Below are 19,245 nucleotides of genomic sequence, written 5' to 3'. Positions count from 1 at the left end.
ACATGCCTGAGATCCTCATCGCTCCCGTCCTGACGGAGAAGTCGACGCGCCTCATCGACGAGGGCCGTCACTACACCTTCCGCGTCGCCAAGACCGCCAACAAGCTCGAGATCCGCAAGGCGGTCGAGGAGCGGTACCCGGACATCTCCGTCAAGGAGGTCCGGACGATGGTCGTCCGCGGCAAGCGCCGCCGCCAGGCCACCAAGCGTGGTCTCGTCCAGGGCCGCCAGGCCGGCTGGAAAAAGGCCATCGTGACGCTCGCCGACGGCGAGATCGACTTCTACGAGTCCGTATAACCCCACCAGGGCGCAAAGCCGGCGGTCGCCGCCGGCAGGCAGGCCCTCTACACTATGGCAATCCGCAAACTCAAGCCGACCACTCCGGGTCAGCGGCACAAGTCGATCTCGGCCTTCGAGACGATCACGACCGACACCCCGGAGAAGAGCCTCCTCGACACGCGCAAGCGGACGGGCGGCCGCAACAACCACGGTCGCAAGACCTCGCGCCACCGCGGCGGCGGCCACAAGCGCCGCTACCGGATCATCGACTTTAAGCGCAACAAGCACGGGATCCCCGCGCGCGTCGCCACGATCGAGTACGACCCGAACCGCAGCGCCCGCATCGCCCTGCTGTCCTACGCCGACGGCGAGAAGCGCTACATCATCGCACCGGACAAGGTGACGGTCGGGATGACGCTGTTCTCGGGCCCGGGCTCGTCGCCCGACGTGGGCAACTGCCTGCCGCTCAGCGAGATCCCGCTCGGCACGACGGTCCACGCCATCGAGATGAAGCCCGGCAAGGGCGCCCAGATGGCCCGGTCCGCCGGGACGTCGGCGCAGCTGACCGCGCGGGAAGGCAAGTACGCCAACCTCAAGCTCCCCTCCGGCGAGGTTCGCCGCGTCCCCGTCGACTGCGTGGCCACGATCGGCCAGACGTCGAACCCGGACCACATGAACATCGACATCGGCAAGGCGGGCCGCTCGCGCTGGCTCGGCATCCGCCCCCAGACGCGCGGCGTGGCCATGAACCCGGTCGACCACCCGATGGGCGGCGGCGAGGGCAAGTCCTCCGGCGGCCACCCGAAGAGCCCGACCGGCGTCTACGCCAAGGGCTTCAAGACCCGCAAGAAGAACAAGCCGTCCAACAAGTACATCGTCCGCCGCCGCAAGGCGAAGAAGTAACCGAATATGGCACGCTCGCTCAAAAAGGGACCTTTCGTCCACTACAAGCTCCGCCGCAAGGTCGAGGAGATGAACGACGGCGGCAAAAAGCGCGTCGTCAAGACGTGGAGCCGTGGGTCGATGATCACGCCCGACATGCTCGGCCACACCTTCGCCGTCCACAACGGGAAGCAGTTCATCCCGGTCTACGTGACCGAGAACATGATCGGCCACCGCCTGGGCGAGTTCGCCCCGACGCGCACCTTCCGAGGCCACGCTGGTGGCAAGAAGGACCGCCGCCGCTAAGGGCCCTCGGTGATCGGCGCCCGGTCCCTGACCGCCGCCGGCCACCGACCCCCAACCTGACTAATCCAATGGAAGCAATCGCCAAGCGGAGGTACCTCCGCATCAGCCCGCGCAAGATGCGGATCGTGGTCGACGTCGTCCGGGGCAAGAACGCCCAGAAGGCGATCGAGACGCTCGAGTTCATGCCCCAGAAGGCCGCCGCGATGGTCCGCCGGGCCATCCAGGACGCCTACGGCAACCTGGTCGACCAGAACCAGGACGAGCGGATCGACGACGACGCGCTCATCGTCAAGACCATCATGGTCGACGAGGCCCCGGTCATCAAGCGGTTCCAGCCCGTCTCGCGCGGCCGGGCCCACCCGATCCTCAAGCGCTCCAGCCACCTCACGGTCGTCGTCGGTACCCCCGACCTCGGCGACGAGGCGTAACCCTACACCCTGACTTAGACATGGGCCAGAAAACCAACCCCATCGGCTTCCGTCTCGGTGTGATCCGAGGCTGGGACTCCAACTGGTACACCAGCGGCTCCTACGCCGACAAGATCGTCGAGGACCACGAGATCCGGCGCTACCTCGACGCCCGCCTTAAGCGGGCCGGGCTGTCGCGCACGATCATCGAGCGGACGCCCAAGCGCGTCATCCTGACGCTCCACACCTCGCGCCCCGGGGTCATCATCGGCCGCGGCGGCTCGGAGGTCGAGAAGCTCCGCGAGGAGCTCAAAACGCTGACCGACAAGGACATCCAGATCAACATCAACGAGATCAAGCGGCCCGAGCTGGACGCCTCGCTGGTGGCGCAGAACATCGCGCAGCAGCTGGAGGGCCGCGTGTCCTACCGCCGCGCGATGAAGCAGGCGCTCGGCGCCGCGATGCGCATGGGCGCCCAGGGCATCCGCATCAAGGTGGCCGGTCGGCTCGGCGGCGCCGAGATGGGCCGCGTCGAGCAGTACCTGGAGGGCCGCGTGCCGCTCCACACCATGCGCGCCGACATCGACTACGCCCAGGCGACCGCGTTCACGATCCAGGGCACGGCGGGTGTCAAGGTCTGGATCTTCCACGGCGAGGTCATCGGCACGCCCGACCTCTCGCCGAACGCGACGGCCCAGCGCCAGCAGAACGCGGCGCCGAGCGTCCCCGAGCGGCGCCGCCGCGACGGGCGCGGCGGCGGCCGGGACGACCGCGGCGGCCGTGACGGCGGCCGTGGCCGTGGCGGCCGCGGTGGCTCCGGCGGGGGCGGCGGCCGCGGTGGCCGTGGCGGCTCCGGCGGCGGCGGCGGCGGACGCCGCTAGATCACCCTTCTGACCTTCCAATCGAGACCGAGTAAACCATGTTGATGCCGAAGCGGACCAAGTTCCGCAAGATGCAGAAGGGCCGGGTCAAGGGCCTCGCCCAGCGCGGCGCCCGCGTGACCTTCGGCGACTACGGGATCAAGGCCCTCGAGGCCGGCTGGATCACGTCCCGCCAGATCGAGGCCGCCCGTATCGCCATGACGCGCAAGATGAAGCGCGTTGGCAAGGTGTGGATCCGCGTGTTCCCCGACAAGCCGATCACCAAGAAGCCCGCCGAGACCCGCATGGGCAAGGGCAAGGGCTCGCCCGAGTACTGGGTGGCCGTCGTCAAGCCGGGCCGCGTGCTCTTCGAGATCGGCGGCGTGGACGAGGACCTGGCGCGCGAGTCGCTCCGGCTCGCCATCCAGAAGCTCCCGATCAAGGCCAAGATCGTCGTCCGCCCGGAGTCCGCACCGGTCCCGGCGCCCAAGTCGGCGACCGGCGACGCCTCCGGCCTGACGGCCGAGGTCACGACCGAGGACCTCACCAAGATCTACGGCCTGGGCGACACGTTCGCCGAGAAGCTGACCGCCGCGGGCGTCGACTCGTTCGAGGCGCTGGCGAACGCCGACCTCGACACGCTCCGCGAGATCATCTCCGCCGACGGCACCGACGACCAGGGCGTCAACGAGGAGACGTGGTCGAAGCAGGCCCGCCTGCTCGCCGACGGCGACTTCGAGGCCTACGACGACTACGTCGAGGGGCTCCGCGAGGCCGACGGCAACGTCGTCGAGATCGACGAGCCCGACGCCGACGACGAGGCCCCCGCGCCCGCCGTCGACGCCGCCGACGCGGCGACCTCCGAGGACGGCGACGCGCCGGCCGACGAGCCCGCCGCGTAACCCCGACCGACACCACTCGGCCCCGGGCGCGCGTCGCCCGGGGCCTTTCCATGACCGATATGAAAGCCAACGAGCTCCGAGACCTCAGCGAGGCCGAGATCCAACAGCGGATCGCCGAGGAGTCCCGCGACCTCACCGACCTCCGCTTCCGGCGGACGGTGACCGGTCTCGAGAACCCGATCGTGCTGCGCCACAAGCGCCGCGAGATCGCCCGCATGAAGACCATCCTGGCCGAGCGCGCGAGCGCCTCCGACCAGGCCTAGTGAAGCTTCAGTGCGGGGCCGCGTCCGGCGCGGCTCTCACTGAACCTCCACCGGGACCGACGCTACTTTCGTCGGTCCAGGCCCGCACCACACGGGCCGCCGACGCTCCGGCGTCGTTTCCGTAGTTGGTGGGGTACCGGCCCACCAAGCGACTAGCACACTCGCCCGCAAGGGCCCCAGGCTATGGCTACTGACCCCCAGACCGCCGACACGGCGGTCGCCGAGCGCGGCGCGCGCAAGTTCCGCGTCGGCCTCGTCGTCTCCGACAAGATGGACAAGACGATCACCATCGCCATCGAGCGCCAGGTGAAGCACCCCATCTACGGCAAGTACGTCAAGCAGACGACGAAGCTGAAGGCCCACGACGAGACGAATGACGCCGGCACCGGCGACACCGTCCGCATCCAGGAGACCCGCCCGCTGTCGAAGACGAAGCGCTGGCGGCTCGTGGAGGTCATCGAGCGCGCCCGATAACTGTCCTCGTGGCTGGCCAGCGCTCGCTGGCGGCCCGCACTCGGCACCCCCAATGATTCAGCAAGAGTCCCGACTCAACGTCGCCGACAACAGTGGCGCCAAGCAGGTCTTGTGCATCCGTGTTCTCGGCGGCTCCGGCCGACGCTACGCCCGCGTCGGCGACATCATCGTCGTCACGGTCAAGAACGCGATCCCCGGCGGCAACGTGAAAAAGGGCGACGTGTCCCGCGCCGTCGTCGTCCGCACCAAGAAGGAGCTCCGTCGCCCCGACGGCTCCTACATCCGGTTCGACGAGAACGCGGCTGTCCTCCTCAACGACGCCGACGAGCCCCGCGGCACGCGCATCTTCGGGCCCGTCGCCCGCGAGCTGCGCGACCGCCAGTTCATGCGCATCGTGTCCCTCGCCCCTGAAGTCCTCTAGAGCGATGCCCCGTACCAAGAACAAGCAGAAGAAGCTCCACGTCAAGAAGGGCGACACCGTCGCCCTGACGAAGCGCGTGACGGCCCACGGCGGCGGCTCGAACGACCGCCCCAAGGGCTACCAGGCCCGCGTCCTCGAGGTGTACCCCTCGACGGAGAAGGTGCTCGTCGAAGGCGTCAACCTCCGGCTCAAGCACACCAAGCCCAACCAGGCCTACCCCAACGGCGGCCGGATCGAGGCCGAGCGCCCCATCCACGTCTCGAACGTCATGCCGGTCGACGGCAGCGGCAACCCCACCCGGATCGGCCGCAAGCGCGTCGAGGACCCCAACACGGGCCAGGCCCGCTGGGTCCGCTTCGCGAAGACGACCGGCGACGAGATCGACAGCTAAGCACCATGGAGAACTACACCCCCCGTCTCAAGGAGCGCTACCGCGCCGAGATCGTCGACGCGCTCACCGAGCAGTTCAGCTACGACAACGTCATGCAGGTCCCGCGCCTGCTGAAGGTGGTCGTCAACAAGGGCATCGGCGAGGCCTCGCAGAACAAGAAGGTCCTGGACGACGCCATCGAGGAGCTCCGCAAGATCACCGGCCAGCAGCCGGCGACGCGGAACGCCAAGACGTCGATCTCCAACTTCAAGCTCCGCGAGGGCATGCCCGTCGGCGCCATGGTCACCCTGCGGGGCGACCGGATGTGGGAGTTCGTCGACCGTCTCGTGACGCTCGCGCTCCCCGCCGTCCGCGACTTCAAGGGCGTCAAGGACCGCAGCTTCGACGGCCGCGGCAACTACACGCTCGGGATCAAGGAGCAGATCATCTTCCCCGAGATCGACATCGACTCGACGCCCCGCATCTCGGGCCTCGACATCACGTTCGTGACCACGGCCGACACGGACGAGGAGGCCCACGCGCTGCTCAAGGCGCTCGGCATGCCCTTCGTCCGTCGCGAGGCCCAGGCCGCGTAACCCAACAGAGAGAACTATGGCTAAGACCAGTGTCATCGCGCGCGAAAAGAAGCGCCGCAAGACCGTCCAGCAGTACGCCGACAAGCGCGCGCAGCTCAAGGAGGAAATGCGGGCGCTCAAGTCGAGCGACGACTTCAACCCCGCCGAGGCCCAGGCGATCGCCGAGAAGCTGCAGAAGCTCCCGCGCAACGCCAGCCCCGTCCGGCTCCACAACCGGTGCGCCCTGACGGGCCGCCCGCGCGGCTACATCCGCAAGTTCGGCGTCTGCCGCAACGTGTTCCGCGAGCTCGCGGTCGAGGGCAAGATCCCCGGCATCCGCAAGTCGAGCTGGTAGAACGGTCGGGGCCGCGGCCCCGACCCTCGCCCACCCTTTTTTTTAACCTCTAGCGGCCAGGCGGCCTGCTCGCGTCGCGAGCGTCCGAACCGGCCGAAGAACCAATGAGCGCTCTCAGCGACCCCATCGGGGACTACCTCACCCGGATCCGCAACGCCCAGAAGGCCCGCCACCCCTACGTGGACGTGCCGGCCTCGAACCTCAAGCGTGCGGTCACCCAGATCCTCGTCGACAAGGGCTATGTGGCCGACTACGTCAACGTCGAGGACAACAAGCAGGGCCTGATCCGGGTCTACCTCCGGTACCTCCGGGGCGGCAAGCCGGTCATCCAGACCATCAAGCGCGTCTCGAAGCCCGGCCTGCGCCGCTTCGTCGGCGCCAAGGACCTGCCGCGCGTGATGAACGGGCTCGGCATCGCCATCATCTCGACCAGCCGCGGCGTGATGACGGACAAGGAGGCTCGACGCGCCGGCATCGGCGGCGAAGTCATCGCCACCGTCAACTAGTCCGGCCCCCAGAGATCCTGGGCCGCACGGTCCACAGCTACAGACCCTCATGTCCCGAATCGGAAAGCTTCCCATCCCGTCGGTCGACGGCGTCACCGTCGAGGTGTCGGACAAGAACCACGTGACCGTCAAGGGGCCCAAGGGCGAGCTCTCGCTCCAGGCCGCCCCCGACCTCACCATCGACACGTCCGGCGACGAGATCGTCGTCGAACGGCCCACTGAGCAGAAGCGCCACAAGGCGCTCCACGGCCTGACCCGTTCGCTCATCGCGAACATGATGCAGGGCGTCTCGGAGGGCTACACCAAGTCGCTTGAGGTCATCGGCGTCGGCTTCCGCGCCGACGCGACTAAGATGGCCGGGATGGACGTGCTCGAGCTCGCGCTCGGGTTCTCCCACCCCATCTACTTTGTCCCGCCGGAGGGGATCGTGATCGAGGCCGAGACCATCCGTGGTAAGAACCCGGTCATCAAGATCTCCGGCATCGACAAGCAGCTCGTCGGCCAGGTCGCGGCCAAGATCCGCGCCCTCCGTCCGCCGGAGCCCTACAAGGGCAAGGGCGTCCGCTACGTCGACGAGTTCGTCCGCCGCAAGGCCGGCAAGACCGCCGCTCGTTAACCCCGATCGGCCCGCGCTCGCGGGCCGGCTCCTCTCCCGCGCGGCCGGACGGCCAACCCGTCGGCCCCCAGCGCAACTCCAATGTCCAAAACCGCCAAGAAGGTGACGCAGCGGCAGCGCATCCGTCGCCGCATCCGCGCCAAGATCGCCGGCACGCCGCAGCGCCCGCGCCTCGCCGTGTTCCGCTCGAACAAGCACATCTACGCCCAGCTCATCGACGACCTCGCCGGCACCACGCTGGCGGCCGCGTCGTCGCGCGAGGCGAACGCGATGATCAGCGTCGACGCCTCCAAGGCCGTCGGCGAGCGGATCGCCGAGCGCGCCAAGGAGGCCGGGATCGACCGGGCCGTCTTCGACCGCGGCGGCTACCGCTACCACGGCAACGTCAAGGCCGTCGCCGAAGGCGCCCGCGCCGCCGGCCTCACCCTCTAAACCGAATCTCACCATGGCACAGCAGCAGAACCGAGGCGGTCGCGGAGGTCGTCGGAACGACGGGCGCGACAACGAGGCCAACCGGTCGAACCTGATCGAGAAGCTCGTCGCGGTCAACCGCGTGGCGAAGGTCGTCAAGGGCGGCCGGCGCTTCTCCTTCAACGCGGTCGTCGTCGTCGGCGACGGCAACGGCAAGGTCGGGCAGGGCCTCGGCAAGGCCAACGAGGTCGCGGATGCGATCTCGAAGGGCACCGAGGACGCCAAGAAGAACCTGGTCGCCGTCCCCGTGACGAGCACGGGGTCGATCCCGCACGCCGTCCGCGGCCGCCACGACGCGGGCTCGGTCCTCCTCAAGCCGGCCTCCGACGGTACGGGCGTCATCGCCGGTGGCGGTGTCCGCGCGGTCCTCGAGTGCGCCGGCATCCGGAACGTGCTCTCGAAGAGCCAGGGCTCGTCGAACCCGCACAACCAGGTCTCGGCGACCATGGAGGCCCTCGGGCAACTCCAGGACCCCGCCGAGGTGGCCGCCCGTCGCGGCATCACCATCAAGCAGGTGTTCGAGGGCTAGCGCCTGGGCGCGGCCTGCCGCCTCGCCCCGTTCGCTGTCCGACGACCCACGTCACCCGAAAACGATGTCGACTCTCAAGATCACCCAGACCCGGAGCCAGATCCGCCGGCCCGAGGGCCAGAAGCGGACGCTCGTGGCCCTCGGCCTCGGCCGCATCGGCAAGACCGTCGAGCACGAGGCCACGCCTCAGATCCGCGGCATGGTCGCCAAGGTGCAGCACATGGTCTCCGTCGAGGAGGCCTAGGCGACCGGCTGGGGGAGACCCCGCCGTGTCGGTCCCCGCGGGGACGCTTCACCGATAAACCCAACCGAGACCGGCCCGGCCCCGTGCCCGGCCGGTCTATCTTTAACCCGCGCCGCCATCGGCGCCGCGCCAGCGGACCTCCCGCTCGCGCACCGCGAGTCGGCCCACTCCGGGCCGGCGCCACTAGCCCCCCATACGATGGACCTCAGCAACCTCAAGCCCGCCAAGGGCTCGACCAAGACCAAGAAGCGCATCGGCCGCGGCCAGGGCTCCGGCCACGGCAACCACACCGTCGGCAAGGGCCACAACGGCCAGAAGAGCCGCTCCGGCGGCAGCGTCCCGACGTGGTTCGAGGGCGGCCAGATGCCGCTCCAGCGCCGCGTCCCCAAGTTCGGGTTCAAGAACCGCAACCGCGTCGCCTACGACCCGATCAACCTGGGCCGCTTGGCGCAGCTCGTCGAGGAGGGCCGCGTCGAGGCCGGCGCCACGCTGACGCCGGCGACGCTCAAGGCGCTCGGCATGGGCGGCAAGAACGGCCGCTACAAGATCCTGGGCGGCGGCGACTTCTCCGCCAAGCTCGACGTCCACGCCCACGCGTTCTCCGCGGCGGCCAAGGAGAAGATCGAGTCGGCCGGCGGCACCGCCACCGTCGTCGAGGCCTAGAGGGGACCGGCCGGGGCGTCGCCCCGGCTCCCCGTTCCCCGCACTTTGAGCCCCCGGGCTCCAGCAACCCCCTGAACGAATGGCCTCGATCGCCGAATCGGTCCGCAACATCTGGAAGATCCACGAGCTCCGGCAGCGGATCCTCTTTACGCTGGGCATCCTCATCGTCTACCGCCTGGGCTCGTACGTCACGCTCCCGGGCGTCGACGCGATCGCGCTCCAGGAGCTGGCGAACGCCAACCCGAACCAGGGCGGCCTGTTCGGGCTGTTCGACCTGTTCGTGGGCGGCGCGTTCTTCCGAGCGGGCGTCTTCGCGCTCGGGATCATGCCGTACATCACGGCTTCGATCATCATCCAGCTGCTCGGCGCGGTCTGGGCCCCGATACAGAAGTTGCAACGCGAGGGTGAGGACGGCAGGCGCAAGATCACCCAGTGGACGCGGTACGGCACGATCGTCATCACGGCGCTCCAGTCCATCGGCTACGCGATCAACCTGCAGTCGACGTCGGCGGGCGCCATTGTCATCCCGGCGTGGGCGTTCACGGTCGTCTGTGTGATCTGTCTCACGGCCGGCACCGTCTTCGTGATGTGGCTCGGTGAGCGGATCACGGAGAAGGGCATCGGCAACGGCATCTCGCTGATCATCATGATCGGCATCATCGCCTTCCTGCCGCAGGCGCTGCTCAACGAGGTCCCGCAGTTCGGCGGCATCGGCCGGAGCGACACCAACATCTTCATCTTCCTGATCGAGATCGCGGCGCTCTTCCTGGTGACCGCGGGCGTCGTTTACGTGACGCAGGGCACGCGACGGATCCCGGTGCAGTACGCCAAGCGTGTCATCGGGCGCAAGCAGATGGGCGGGACGACCCAGTACCTCCCCCTCCGCGTCAACGCGGCCGGCGTCATGCCGATCATCTTCGCGCAGTCGATCATGTTCATCCCGAGCACGATCGCCGCCTTCTTCCCCGAGAACGGCGTGATGCAGACGATCGGGACGGCGACCGGCGACATCTTCGGGTTCTGGTACTCGGCGATCTTCTTCGTCATCTGCGTCTTCTTTACGTACTTCTACACGGCGATCGCGGTGAACCCGCAAGAGATGGCCGACACGATGAAGCGCCAGGGCGGCTTTATCCCCGGCGTCCGCCCGGGTCGCCAGACCTCGGAGTTCATCGACACGATCCTGACGCGGATCACGCTGCCGGGCGCCCTCTTTATCGGCGCGGTCGCGATTCTGCCGGCGTTCGCCGCGCAGCTCGGCGTGCAGCAGGGCTTCGCCCAGTTCTTCGGCGGCACGAGCCTGCTGATCCTGGTCGGCGTCACGCTCGACACGCTGCAGCAGATCGAGAGCCACCTGCTCATGCGCCACTACGACGGGTTCATGAAGACGGGCCGCGTCCGCGGCCGCCGCCGATAGTGGCGCGGGGACGGATCACGCTGAAGAGCGCCGCCGACGTCGCCGGCCTCCGCGAAGCGGCGGCGGTCGTCGGCCGGGCGCTCGCCGCTGCGGCGGCTGAGATCCGTCCCGGCGTCCCGACGCTCCGCCTCGACCAGGCGGCCGAGGCGGTCATCCGCGATGCGGGTGGCCGTCCGGCGTTCAAGGGCTACCAGATGGGGCCCGACACAACGCCGTTCCCCGGCAGCCTGTGCATCTCGGTCAACGACGTGGTCGTCCACGGCATGCCGAGCGCGTACGAGCTCCGCGAGGGCGACGTGCTCTCTGTCGACTGCGGCGTCGAGCTGGGCGGGTACTTCGGCGACTACGCCTACACGTTTGGCGTCGGCGAGATCTCGGCGTCCGCGCAAGCGCTCCTCGACGCCACCAAGGCGTCGCTTTACGAGGGGATCGCGGCGGCGCACGCGGGCAACCGCGTCGGCGACATCGGGCACGCCGTGCAGACGTATTGCGAGAGCCGGGGCTACGGGGTCGTCCGCGACCTGGTGGGCCACGGTGTCGGCACCAACCTGCACGAGCCGCCGAACGTCCCCAACGTGGGGCGCCGCGGCGTCGGCAAGCGGCTCCGCGAGGGGCTGACGATCTGCATCGAGCCGATGATCAACGGCGGTACGGGCGACGTGACCGTCGACGCCGACGGCTGGACCGTCCGGACCGCCGACGGCGCGCCGAGCGCCCATTTTGAGCACATGGTTCACGTTCAGCGTGGACACGCGGAGGTCCTCTCCTCGTACGACCCCATTGAAGCCGCGCTCCGAGCGCGCGACGGCGAGCCCGCGCCCGCCGCCTAACCGACACGACTCACCACCTGCGCACCCCGCGCTCCCGAATGGCGAAGCAGCCTGCGATCCGACAAGACGGCAAGGTCACCGAAGCGCTCCCGAACGCCCAGTTCCGCGTGGAGCTGGAGAACGGACACGAGATCCTGGGTCTCCTGTCCGGCAAGATGCGGAAGTTCTACATCCGCATCCTGCCCGGCGACCGCGTGACGGTCGAGATGTCTCCCTACGACCTGACGAAGGGCCGGATCGTCTACCGCTACAAGTAGCCAGTCGGCTCTCCGCGCGGCGCTGCCCGTGGAGAGGGTGGGGGACGAGTCTGGCGGGGTTTTCACGCCGCGTCCGACCATTCCCCACGGCCCGGGAGCGTTCTTCCAGGCCGGCCTTTCCCGCCGGTCCCCACTCAGCCAGAGAGACCCATGAAGGTTCGCGCCAGCGTCAAGAAGCGGTCGGCCGACGACAAGATCGTCCGCCGCAAGGGCCGCATCTACATCATCAACAAGAAGAACCCCAAGCACAAGCAGCGCCAGGGGTGAGCGCCTCGCGCCTTGCCGCAGCACTCGGCTGACGGCGTGCGCGACGCTCGACACACAAGCATCCAGCACTATGCCTCGAATCGCAGGAGTCGACGTCCCCGGCCGCAAGCGCGGCGTGATCGCCCTCCAGACGATCTTCGGCGTCGGCAACAGCCGCGCCATCGAGATCCTCGAGCGTGCCGGCCTCGACGCCGACACGTACCCCGACCAGTGGTCCGAAGATGAGACCCGGCGCGTCCGGTCGCTCGTCGAGGACAACTACGTCGTCGAGGGCTCGCTCCGCACGGAGACCCAGCTCAACATCAAGCGGCTGATGGACATTGGCTGCTACCGCGGCCTGCGCCACCGCCGCAGCCTGCCCGTCCGCGGCCAGCGGACGAAGACCAACGCCCGCACCCGCAAGGGCCGCAAGAAGACGGTCGCCGGCAAGAAGAAGGCCCCGCGCAAGTAGCGCTCGCGCCCCGGCACCTGTCGGGGCGTGCTCCTCGGGAGCGCCCGCACGCAGGCAGCCCGCTCTGACGGGCCCACCCCTGACGCGCCCGCACCGACCACCTCATTCCAGCAGAACCATGGCCAAGGCACAGCGCCCCGCTCGCGGGCCCCGCAAGAAGAAGGTCCAGGTCGAGTCGAACGGCAACGCCTACATCAAGGCGTCGTTCAACAACGTCCTCATCACCATCACCGACGCGTACGGCAACACGATCTCGTGGAGCTCGTCGGGCAAGATGGGCTTCCGCGGGTCGCGGAAGAACACCCCGTACGCCGCGCAGGTCGCCGGCACCGAGGCGGCCAAGGAGGCCTACGACCTCGGGCTCCGCCGCGTCGACTGCTACGTGAAGGGCCCCGGCTCCGGCCGCGAGGGCGCCATCCGCGCGCTGGCGATCGCCGGCCTCGAGGTCCTCTCGATCCGCGACACGACCCCGATTCCCCACAACGGCTGCCGGCCGCCCAAGCGTCGCCGCGTCTGACGAGGTGCGAGGGCTGAGGAACGAGGAGCGAGGGAATCCCTCTCGCGCCTCACTCCTCGATCCTCGCCCCTGCGAACGCGCGCAGCGCTGAGCGCTAAGCCCGGTTGCGCCCGCCTCGACCCGCGATTCGCGGTGCTCGGGGGCGGACCGCACGTAGTTCACTGGCCGCCCGCTAGCCCCGGACGGCCGATCTCACGAGACAACACAGCACCATGGCCCGTTACCGCGGACCCAAGCAGAAGATCGCCCGCCGCTTCGGCGAGCCCATCTTCGGCCCCTCCAAGTCCCTCGATCGCAAGCCCTACGGCCCCGGCCAGCACGGCAACGCCCGTCGCCGCCGCGAGTCCGAGTACTCCGTCCAGCTCAAGGAGAAGCAGAAGGCGAAGTACACGTACGGCCTGCTCGAGAAGCAGTTCAGGAACCTCTTCGAGAAGGCCGCCCGCCGCAAGGGCGTCACCGGCGAGAACCTCCTCCAGCTTCTCGAGTCGCGCCTCGACAATGTCGTCTACCGGCTCGGCTTCGCGCGGACGCGCCGTCAGGCCCGCCAGCTCGTCACCCACGGACACGTGATGGTCAACGACCGCGTGGCCGCCATCCCGAGCCACACGCTCCGGGCCGGCGACATGGTCGAGATCCGGCCCAAGTCGAAGAACCTCGACACGATCCGCGACGCGGCGACCGTCAACCGGCGCACCTTCAATCACCTCGAGGTGGACCGCGACTCGCTCAAGGGCAAGTTCCTCGACGTCCCGGCCCGCGAGGACATCCCGGAAAACATCCGGGAGCAGCTCATCGTCGAGCTCTACAGCAAGTAATCCGCCCGACGCCCGGCCGTGCGCCGGGCGTCAGCTCTCATTCCGACAACACACTCCATTATGGCCCAGATCCAGCTTCAGATGCCCGACGGCGTCCAGGTCGAGGAGATGAACGAGACGTACGGGCGGTTCGTCGTGCAGCCGCTCGAGCGCGGCTACGGCGTGACCATCGGGAACGCGTTCCGGCGCGTCCTCCTCTCGTCCCTCTCGGGCACCGCCATCACGGCCGTCCGCATCGACGGCGTCCAGCACGAGTTCTCGACCGTCCCCGGCGTCACAGAGGACGTGACCGACATCATCCTCAACCTCAAGGGAGTCCGCTTCCGCGCGGAGGAGGAGGACGAGGGATCGGTCTCGATCCACCTCGAAGGCGCTGGCGCCTGGACCGCGAAGGACATCGCCGACAACACGGCGGACTTCGAGGTCCTCAACCCCGACCACCACATCGCCACGCTCGCCGAGGACGCCGACGTCCGCATCGACCTCCGGGTCGAGCAGGGCCGCGGCTACGTGGGCGCCGACGAGAACAAGCGGTCCGATGACCCGATCGGCGTCGTTGCCATCGACGCCATCTTTACGCCGATCCTCAACGTCCGCTACGACGTCACGCCGACCCGCGTCGGCGACAAGATCGACTACGAGCGCCTGACGCTCGAGGTCGAGACCGACGGCTCGATCACGGCCGAGGACGCGCTCACGAACGCCGCGGCGATCCTGCGCGACCACATCGGCCTGTTCGTCGAGGTCGACACGTCGACCGGCGAGGACGCCGAGGAGACGGAGGTCGACGCCGAGGTCCAGCGCGTCCGCGCCATCTTGGGCCAGTCCGTCGACGACCTCGATCTCTCAGTCCGCGCGCAGAACTGCCTGCGTGCCGCGTCCATCAAGACGATCGGCGACCTCGTCCGTCGCGAGGAGAGCGAGATGCTCAAGTTCCGCAACTTCGGCCGCAAGTCCCTTCTGGAGCTCGTCCAGGTCCTCGAGGAGCGCGGTCTGCGCTTCGGGATGGACGTCGAGCGCTACGGCGACCAGGCCTAGAGTTTTGAGTTCGAGTTCCGGGTCCCGAGTTCGCTCGGGCCCGGGCTCCAGACTCCGAACTCATAACTCAACACTGTTATGAAACACGGAAACAAGATCCTGAAGATCGGCCGGAACGCCTCCCACCGGAAGGCGACCCTCCAGTCGATGTCGGCCGCGCTCCTCGAGCACAAGCGGATCACGACCACGTTCGGCAAGGCCAAGGCGCTCCGGCGCTTTATCGAGCCCATCATCACGCACGGCAAGGACGACTCGACGCACTCGCGTCGCCAGGCCTTCCGCAAGCTCAACGACAAGGAGGCCGTCAAGACCTTGTACGACGAGGTGGCGGGCGTGGTCGGGGACCGGCCGGGTGGCTACACGCGCATCGTCAAGCTCGGCTTCCGGGCCGGCGACGCCGCCGAGATGGCCATCATCGAGCTCGTCGACTACAACGACGTCAAGCCCGACGGCTCGGCCTCGTCGAAGAAGAAGACGCGCCGCTCGCGCCGCTCCGGTTCGTCGGACACCAAGGCTGCGGCCAAGTCCACCCCGGTCGAGGAGACCCCGGCCGCCGAGGCCTCGACGCCCGTCGAGGACGCCCCGGCGACGGACGTCCCGGAGTCGGAGACGACCGAGACCCCGGCCACGATCGCGGCCGGCGCCGACGAGACGACGCCCGACGGCGCCGGCTCGACCGTCGTCCCGCCGTCCGGCGACGACCACCCGGACGCCGCCCAGGGCGCGCCGACCGAGACCGGCGAGCCCGGCCCCGGCGCCGACGCCGAGAACCTCGGCCGGAGCCACGACAATCGATAGACGCTGACCGCTGGCGCCCGTCGCCAGCGGCCGGTCCTGCGGGGCCCTGCCTTCGGGCGGGGCCCCGTTTTTTAGTGGGGGAGGGGTGAGCGCGCGCCGGCCGGACGCGCCCCCACGTTCCCCGAGCGGCCCACGATGGTCCCCGAGGAGTCGCGGCGGAGGGGTCTACGAAGAGTCGGGGAGGGGTCTACCTTCCGGGCCCCATGTCCGGCGCCCGGACGTTGGACGACCGATGATCCACGCCTCCACCGACCTCCACCGCCAGCTCGACGCGCTCGTCGTCGCGCCCGAGTACGAGCGCCGCCTGCGCGTGCTCCTGGAGCACTGCGAGCGCAACCTGCCGTCGGTCGACGAGGCCCTCGTCCGCCGCGCGTTCCGGGTCGCGTACTGGGCCCACCGCGACGACCGCCGCGCCTCGGGCGAGCTTTACATCTCGCACCCCCTCGAGGTCGCGCTGATCGCGGCGAAGGACATCCGGATGGACGACGTGACCGTCGTGGCGGCGCTGCTGCACGACACCGTCGAGGACACCGACCTCTCGCTCGACCTTTTGCGCAGCGAGTTCGGCGACGAGGTCGCCCAGATCACCGACGGCGTGACCAAGATCGGGAGCGTGTTCGAAGACCGCCGGCTGGGCCGAGCCGAGAACGTCCGCAAGCTGATGCTCTCGATGGCCTCGGACGTCCGCGTGATCCTGGTCAAGTTCGCCGACCGGCTCCACAACATGCGGACGCTCGGAGCGGTGCCTTCGGACAAGCAGATGCGGATCGCGGCCGAAACGCAGGACCTGTTCGCCCCGCTCGCGCACCGGTTCGGGCTCCACGAGGTCAAGACGGAGCTGGAGGACCTGTCACTGAAGTACCTCCAGGCCGAGGCGTACCGCGAGATCGCGACGGGCCTCAACGCCAAGCGCCGCCAGCGCGAGCGGTTTATCGAGCGGTTTATCGAGCCCGTCCGCGACGAGCTCGCCAGCCTCGGGCTCTCGTTCGAGATCTATGGGCGGCCCAAGAGCATCACGTCGATCTACGGCAAGATGAAGCGGCAGGGCGTGACGCTCGACGAGGTCTACGACCTGTTCGCGATCCGCGTCATCCTGGACAGTGAGGGCAAGCAGGGGCGCGAGGACTGCTGGCGCGCGTACTCGGCCGTGACCGCGATGTACCCGCCGGTCGACGGGCGGCACCGCGACTTTATCTCCAAGCCCAAGTCGAACGGCTACCAAAGCCTGCACACGACGGTGATGACGCCCGAAGGCCGGCCCGTCGAGGTCCAGATCCGGACGGCCGAGATGCACGCGGTCGCCGAGCGCGGCGTGGCGGCGCACTGGAAGTACAAGGAGGGCGGCGGCGACGGCGCGGCGACGGCCGGCGCCAGCGAGGCGCGCGTCGACGAGATGTACGCCTGGGTGCGCGACCTGCTCGAGAACCCCCGCCCCGACGACGCCGACGAGTTCGTCCGCCAGTTCCAGCTCAACCTCTACAGCGAGGAGATCTACGTCTTCACCCCGAACGGCGACCTCGTGACGCTGCCGCGCGGCGCGACGCCGGTCGACTTCGCGTTCCAGATCCACTCCGAGGTCGGCTTCCACTGCATCGGCGCCAAGGCCGACGGCAAGATGGTGCCGCTGAGCTACCGCCTGCAGTCGGGCGAGCAGGTCGAGATCCTGACCTCGAAGCGCCAGACGCCCAACCCCGACTGGGCCGGCTTCGTGGTGACCCACAAGGCGCAGTCGCGCATCCGCCACTGGATGAACGAGCGCCGCCGCAAGGCGGTCGCGCACGGCCGCGAGCAGGTCGCCAAAAAGCTGGCGCGCGCCAAGCTGACGCCCGACGACCAGACGCTCGACCAGCTCGCGGGCAAGCTCCGGTTCACATCGCTCCAGCAGCTGTACTTCGAGGTCGGGTCCGGCCAGTACGACCCCGGCGAGGTCGTCCGCGCCCTGCGCTCCGGGCCGCCGGTCGAGGAGGCCGAGGCCGAGGCGCTGCCCGAGGGCGTCTCGCCGGCCCTGCTCGAAGTCGACGACGTGGACTTCCGCGAGGACGCGCGCGAACGCGGCGGCGGGCGCACGGCGCTCGTCATCGAGGGCGAGCGGCACACGGATCTGGCGGTGCAGTACGCGGCGTGCTGCGGGCCCATCCCCGGCGACGACGTGTTCGGCTTCCTGTCCAAGACCGGCGTCGTCAAGATCCACCGGAAGGGGTGCAAGAACGCGCCCCACCTCTTCCTCGACCACGCCGAGCGCGTGATCCCGGTCGAGTGGAGCCGTCAGAAGGCCGTCCAGTTCTCGTCGACGCTGCGGCTCGTCGGCGAGGACCGCGTCGGGATCGTGAGCGACATGACGGCCGTGATCTCGAAAAGCCTCAAGACCAACATCCGCTCGATCACGGTGACCTCCGAGGACGGCATGTTCGAGGGGACCATCGTGCTCTACGTGAGCGACGTCAAGCAGCTCGCGCGCATCATGAAGCGGCTGGGCCGGCTCGACGGGATCTACGGGGTGTACCGCGACGAGTAGTCCATCCGCACCAGGCGCGGTCCTATGTGCAACCGGGAGATTCCCCAGGTGAATGTTCGACTTGGCGGCCCCACTTTCTGTTGAGGCTTGCGTAGGTTTGGGCTTCCCCCCGGGCGCCCCAGACCCGTCTTCGATGAATCGGGCGGGGGCTCGCCCAACTTGTCCTGCCGGTGCGCGTTCATGTGTGCACCCTCCCCTCCACATCCCACCACGATGTCCCTGAACGACCGCACCCCCACTCTCACCAAAAAGGACGTCGCCCGCGAGGTCTCCGAGGCCACCGGCGAGCCCCTCTACAAGTGCGAGCCGTGGGTTCAGGCGACGATCGAGGCGCTCCGCGACCTGATGGCGTCGGCCGACCCCGAGGTTCGCATCGAGCTCCGCGACTTCGGCGTCTTCGAGGTCAAGAAGACCAAGGCCAAGCCGAAGGCGCGCAACCCCAAGACCAACGAGACGGTGTTTATCCCGTCGCGCCGCAAGACGCACTTCAAGCCGGGCAAGCGCTTGCGCGAGACGCTTCAGACGCCGCTCGAGGACTTGGGCTACGACGTGCCCGAGGGCAGCGCCGACCACCCCTCGCTTCGCGCAAAGGCGGCGTAACCCGCACCCCGCCTGCCGAGCTCGCCCCGGACCCCGTAAGGTCCGGGGCGTTTTTTTTGACGCCGCCGTCGCGATCGGTCCGCGGCGGATCCCCTTGCTTCGTCCCTCCCTCGGAGGGCACGACGCTGGCGCCAACCCCTAGCTTCGTCGCATGACACCGTCCCGCGTGGCCGGGGTCGACTACGGCTCGCGCCGCGTCGGCCTCGCCCTGTCCGACCCGCTCCGCCTGTTCGCCCGCCCGGCCGGCACGTTCGCGCCGGGCGCGGCCCTCAACGAGCTCGCGCGGCTGGTGGCCGACGAAGGCGTCGGCACGATCGTCGTCGGGTGGCCGCTCCTCGACGACGGGGCGGAGGGGAAAGCCGTCGACCGCGTGCGGCCGTTTATCGGGCGGCTCAAAAAGGCCGCGCCCGACGCGGAGGTGGTGGTGCAGGACGAGCGCGACTCGTCGCGCCGCGCGATGGAGGACCTGGTGGCGGCGGGCGTCCGGCGCGGCAAGCGCCGCGAGCGGGGCACGCTCGACGCCGCCGCCGCGTGCGTCATCCTGCAGGACTGGCTCGACGAACGCGGCTCTTGAATCGGGCGGGAAACGGGCGTCCGCCCGGATCCCCGGCGGCCGGG

At 69.0% G+C, this 19,245-nt stretch carries 30 protein-coding genes and 1 pseudogene; all 31 read left to right on the top strand.

What is annotated here, in order from left to right:
- Positions 1-2: 2 nt before the first annotated feature.
- Positions 3-296, top strand: coding sequence for a 50S ribosomal protein L23 (rplW, locus tag ACLIRP_RS10730; RefSeq protein ID WP_412060443.1), 294 nt, complete (start codon positions 3-5; stop codon positions 294-296).
- A 54-nt stretch (positions 297-350) separates the two neighbouring features.
- Positions 351-1,181: a 50S ribosomal protein L2 gene (rplB, locus tag ACLIRP_RS10725; protein WP_412060442.1), complete on the top strand. Its 831-nt coding sequence runs from the start codon at positions 351-353 to the stop codon at positions 1,179-1,181.
- A 6-nt stretch (positions 1,182-1,187) separates the two neighbouring features.
- The gene (gene rpsS, locus ACLIRP_RS10720; RefSeq protein WP_412060441.1) at positions 1,188-1,466 is read left to right on the top strand and encodes a 30S ribosomal protein S19; all 279 of its coding nucleotides are present in this window, start codon (positions 1,188-1,190) and stop codon (positions 1,464-1,466) included.
- Between the two features lie 68 nt (positions 1,467-1,534).
- Entirely contained in the window at positions 1,535-1,894 is a 360-nt protein-coding gene (gene rplV, locus ACLIRP_RS10715; RefSeq protein ID WP_412060440.1) for a 50S ribosomal protein L22, read from the top strand.
- A 20-nt stretch (positions 1,895-1,914) separates the two neighbouring features.
- Positions 1,915-2,754, top strand: a complete 840-nt coding sequence (gene rpsC, locus ACLIRP_RS10710; RefSeq protein WP_412060439.1) for a 30S ribosomal protein S3 — start codon at positions 1,915-1,917, stop codon at positions 2,752-2,754.
- A 38-nt stretch (positions 2,755-2,792) separates the two neighbouring features.
- Positions 2,793-3,200: pseudogene (rplP, locus tag ACLIRP_RS10705) on the top strand (50S ribosomal protein L16); the annotation flags it as partial.
- Positions 3,183-3,635, top strand: a complete 453-nt coding sequence (locus tag ACLIRP_RS10700; RefSeq protein WP_412063706.1) for a helix-hairpin-helix domain-containing protein — start codon at positions 3,183-3,185, stop codon at positions 3,633-3,635. The pseudogene rplP and the gene ACLIRP_RS10700, both read left to right, overlap by 18 nt.
- Positions 3,636-3,685: 50 nt before the next feature.
- On the top strand, positions 3,686-3,898 hold the full coding sequence (rpmC, locus tag ACLIRP_RS10695) for a 50S ribosomal protein L29 (protein ID WP_412060438.1): 213 nt from the start codon (positions 3,686-3,688) through the stop codon (positions 3,896-3,898).
- A 183-nt stretch (positions 3,899-4,081) separates the two neighbouring features.
- Positions 4,082-4,372 (top strand): 30S ribosomal protein S17, encoded by a 291-nt coding sequence (rpsQ, locus tag ACLIRP_RS10690; protein ID WP_412060437.1) that lies wholly within the window; start codon positions 4,082-4,084, stop codon positions 4,370-4,372.
- A 52-nt stretch (positions 4,373-4,424) separates the two neighbouring features.
- The gene (gene rplN, locus ACLIRP_RS10685) at positions 4,425-4,793 is read left to right on the top strand and encodes a 50S ribosomal protein L14 (protein ID WP_412060436.1); all 369 of its coding nucleotides are present in this window, start codon (positions 4,425-4,427) and stop codon (positions 4,791-4,793) included.
- Positions 4,794-4,797: 4 nt separating this feature from the next.
- Entirely contained in the window at positions 4,798-5,184 is a 387-nt protein-coding gene (rplX, locus tag ACLIRP_RS10680) for a 50S ribosomal protein L24 (protein ID WP_412060435.1), read from the top strand.
- Positions 5,185-5,189: 5 nt separating this feature from the next.
- Positions 5,190-5,759, top strand: coding sequence for a 50S ribosomal protein L5 (gene rplE / locus ACLIRP_RS10675; protein ID WP_412060434.1), 570 nt, complete (start codon positions 5,190-5,192; stop codon positions 5,757-5,759).
- Between the two features lie 16 nt (positions 5,760-5,775).
- A complete protein-coding gene (gene rpsN / locus ACLIRP_RS10670) occupies positions 5,776-6,093 on the top strand; it encodes a 30S ribosomal protein S14 (protein ID WP_412060433.1) in 318 nt (105 codons plus the stop codon).
- Between the two features lie 104 nt (positions 6,094-6,197).
- Positions 6,198-6,599, top strand: coding sequence for a 30S ribosomal protein S8 (gene rpsH / locus ACLIRP_RS10665; RefSeq protein ID WP_412060432.1), 402 nt, complete (start codon positions 6,198-6,200; stop codon positions 6,597-6,599).
- 49 nt (positions 6,600-6,648) lie between these two features.
- Entirely contained in the window at positions 6,649-7,215 is a 567-nt protein-coding gene (gene rplF / locus ACLIRP_RS10660) for a 50S ribosomal protein L6 (RefSeq protein ID WP_412060431.1), read from the top strand.
- Between the two features lie 81 nt (positions 7,216-7,296).
- Positions 7,297-7,647 carry a 50S ribosomal protein L18 gene (rplR, locus tag ACLIRP_RS10655; RefSeq protein ID WP_412060430.1) on the top strand — a complete coding sequence of 117 codons (351 nt, stop codon included), beginning with the start codon at positions 7,297-7,299 and terminating at the stop codon, positions 7,645-7,647.
- 13 nt (positions 7,648-7,660) lie between these two features.
- Positions 7,661-8,215 (top strand): 30S ribosomal protein S5, encoded by a 555-nt coding sequence (gene rpsE, locus ACLIRP_RS10650; protein WP_412060429.1) that lies wholly within the window; start codon positions 7,661-7,663, stop codon positions 8,213-8,215.
- A gap of 64 nt (positions 8,216-8,279) precedes the next feature.
- Complete coding sequence (rpmD, locus tag ACLIRP_RS10645; protein ID WP_412060428.1) at positions 8,280-8,459, top strand: 50S ribosomal protein L30; 180 nt, start codon at positions 8,280-8,282, stop codon at positions 8,457-8,459.
- Positions 8,460-8,657: 198 nt separating this feature from the next.
- Positions 8,658-9,122 (top strand): 50S ribosomal protein L15, encoded by a 465-nt coding sequence (gene rplO, locus ACLIRP_RS10640; protein WP_412060427.1) that lies wholly within the window; start codon positions 8,658-8,660, stop codon positions 9,120-9,122.
- Positions 9,123-9,201: 79 nt separating this feature from the next.
- Positions 9,202-10,539: a preprotein translocase subunit SecY gene (secY, locus tag ACLIRP_RS10635; protein WP_412060426.1), complete on the top strand. Its 1,338-nt coding sequence runs from the start codon at positions 9,202-9,204 to the stop codon at positions 10,537-10,539.
- Entirely contained in the window at positions 10,539-11,369 is an 831-nt protein-coding gene (gene map / locus ACLIRP_RS10630) for a type I methionyl aminopeptidase (RefSeq protein ID WP_412060425.1), read from the top strand. Before secY ends, map begins: the two co-directional genes overlap by 1 nt.
- 38 nt (positions 11,370-11,407) lie before the next feature.
- The gene (gene infA, locus ACLIRP_RS10625; protein WP_095516158.1) at positions 11,408-11,626 is read left to right on the top strand and encodes a translation initiation factor IF-1; all 219 of its coding nucleotides are present in this window, start codon (positions 11,408-11,410) and stop codon (positions 11,624-11,626) included.
- Positions 11,627-11,776: 150 nt separating this feature from the next.
- Positions 11,777-11,893, top strand: coding sequence for a 50S ribosomal protein L36 (gene rpmJ / locus ACLIRP_RS10620; RefSeq protein WP_095510537.1), 117 nt, complete (start codon positions 11,777-11,779; stop codon positions 11,891-11,893).
- 70 nt (positions 11,894-11,963) lie between these two features.
- Entirely contained in the window at positions 11,964-12,344 is a 381-nt protein-coding gene (gene rpsM, locus ACLIRP_RS10615) for a 30S ribosomal protein S13 (protein WP_412060424.1), read from the top strand.
- A 118-nt stretch (positions 12,345-12,462) separates the two neighbouring features.
- Positions 12,463-12,861, top strand: a complete 399-nt coding sequence (gene rpsK, locus ACLIRP_RS10610) for a 30S ribosomal protein S11 (protein WP_412060423.1) — start codon at positions 12,463-12,465, stop codon at positions 12,859-12,861.
- A 212-nt stretch (positions 12,862-13,073) separates the two neighbouring features.
- Complete coding sequence (gene rpsD, locus ACLIRP_RS10605) at positions 13,074-13,676, top strand: 30S ribosomal protein S4 (protein WP_412060422.1); 603 nt, start codon at positions 13,074-13,076, stop codon at positions 13,674-13,676.
- 60 nt (positions 13,677-13,736) lie between these two features.
- Positions 13,737-14,714 carry a DNA-directed RNA polymerase subunit alpha gene (locus ACLIRP_RS10600; protein ID WP_412060421.1) on the top strand — a complete coding sequence of 326 codons (978 nt, stop codon included), beginning with the start codon at positions 13,737-13,739 and terminating at the stop codon, positions 14,712-14,714.
- 78 nt (positions 14,715-14,792) lie between these two features.
- Positions 14,793-15,512, top strand: a complete 720-nt coding sequence (gene rplQ / locus ACLIRP_RS10595; protein ID WP_412060420.1) for a 50S ribosomal protein L17 — start codon at positions 14,793-14,795, stop codon at positions 15,510-15,512.
- Positions 15,513-15,744: 232 nt separating this feature from the next.
- Positions 15,745-18,027 carry a RelA/SpoT family protein gene (locus ACLIRP_RS10590; protein ID WP_412060419.1) on the top strand — a complete coding sequence of 761 codons (2,283 nt, stop codon included), beginning with the start codon at positions 15,745-15,747 and terminating at the stop codon, positions 18,025-18,027.
- Positions 18,028-18,240: 213 nt separating this feature from the next.
- Positions 18,241-18,627, top strand: a complete 387-nt coding sequence (locus ACLIRP_RS10585) for an HU family DNA-binding protein (RefSeq protein ID WP_412060418.1) — start codon at positions 18,241-18,243, stop codon at positions 18,625-18,627.
- Positions 18,628-18,778: 151 nt separating this feature from the next.
- On the top strand, positions 18,779-19,201 hold the full coding sequence (gene ruvX, locus ACLIRP_RS10580) for a Holliday junction resolvase RuvX (protein WP_412060417.1): 423 nt from the start codon (positions 18,779-18,781) through the stop codon (positions 19,199-19,201).
- Positions 19,202-19,245: the final 44 nt, after the last annotated feature.

The sequence above is a fragment of the Rubrivirga halophila genome, assembly GCF_046845755.1.
Lineage (GTDB): Bacteria > Bacteroidota > Rhodothermia > Rhodothermales > Rubricoccaceae > Rubrivirga.
The sequence above is the reverse complement of the archived record's forward strand: the minus strand, read 5'-3'. Positions and strand labels throughout refer to the sequence as shown.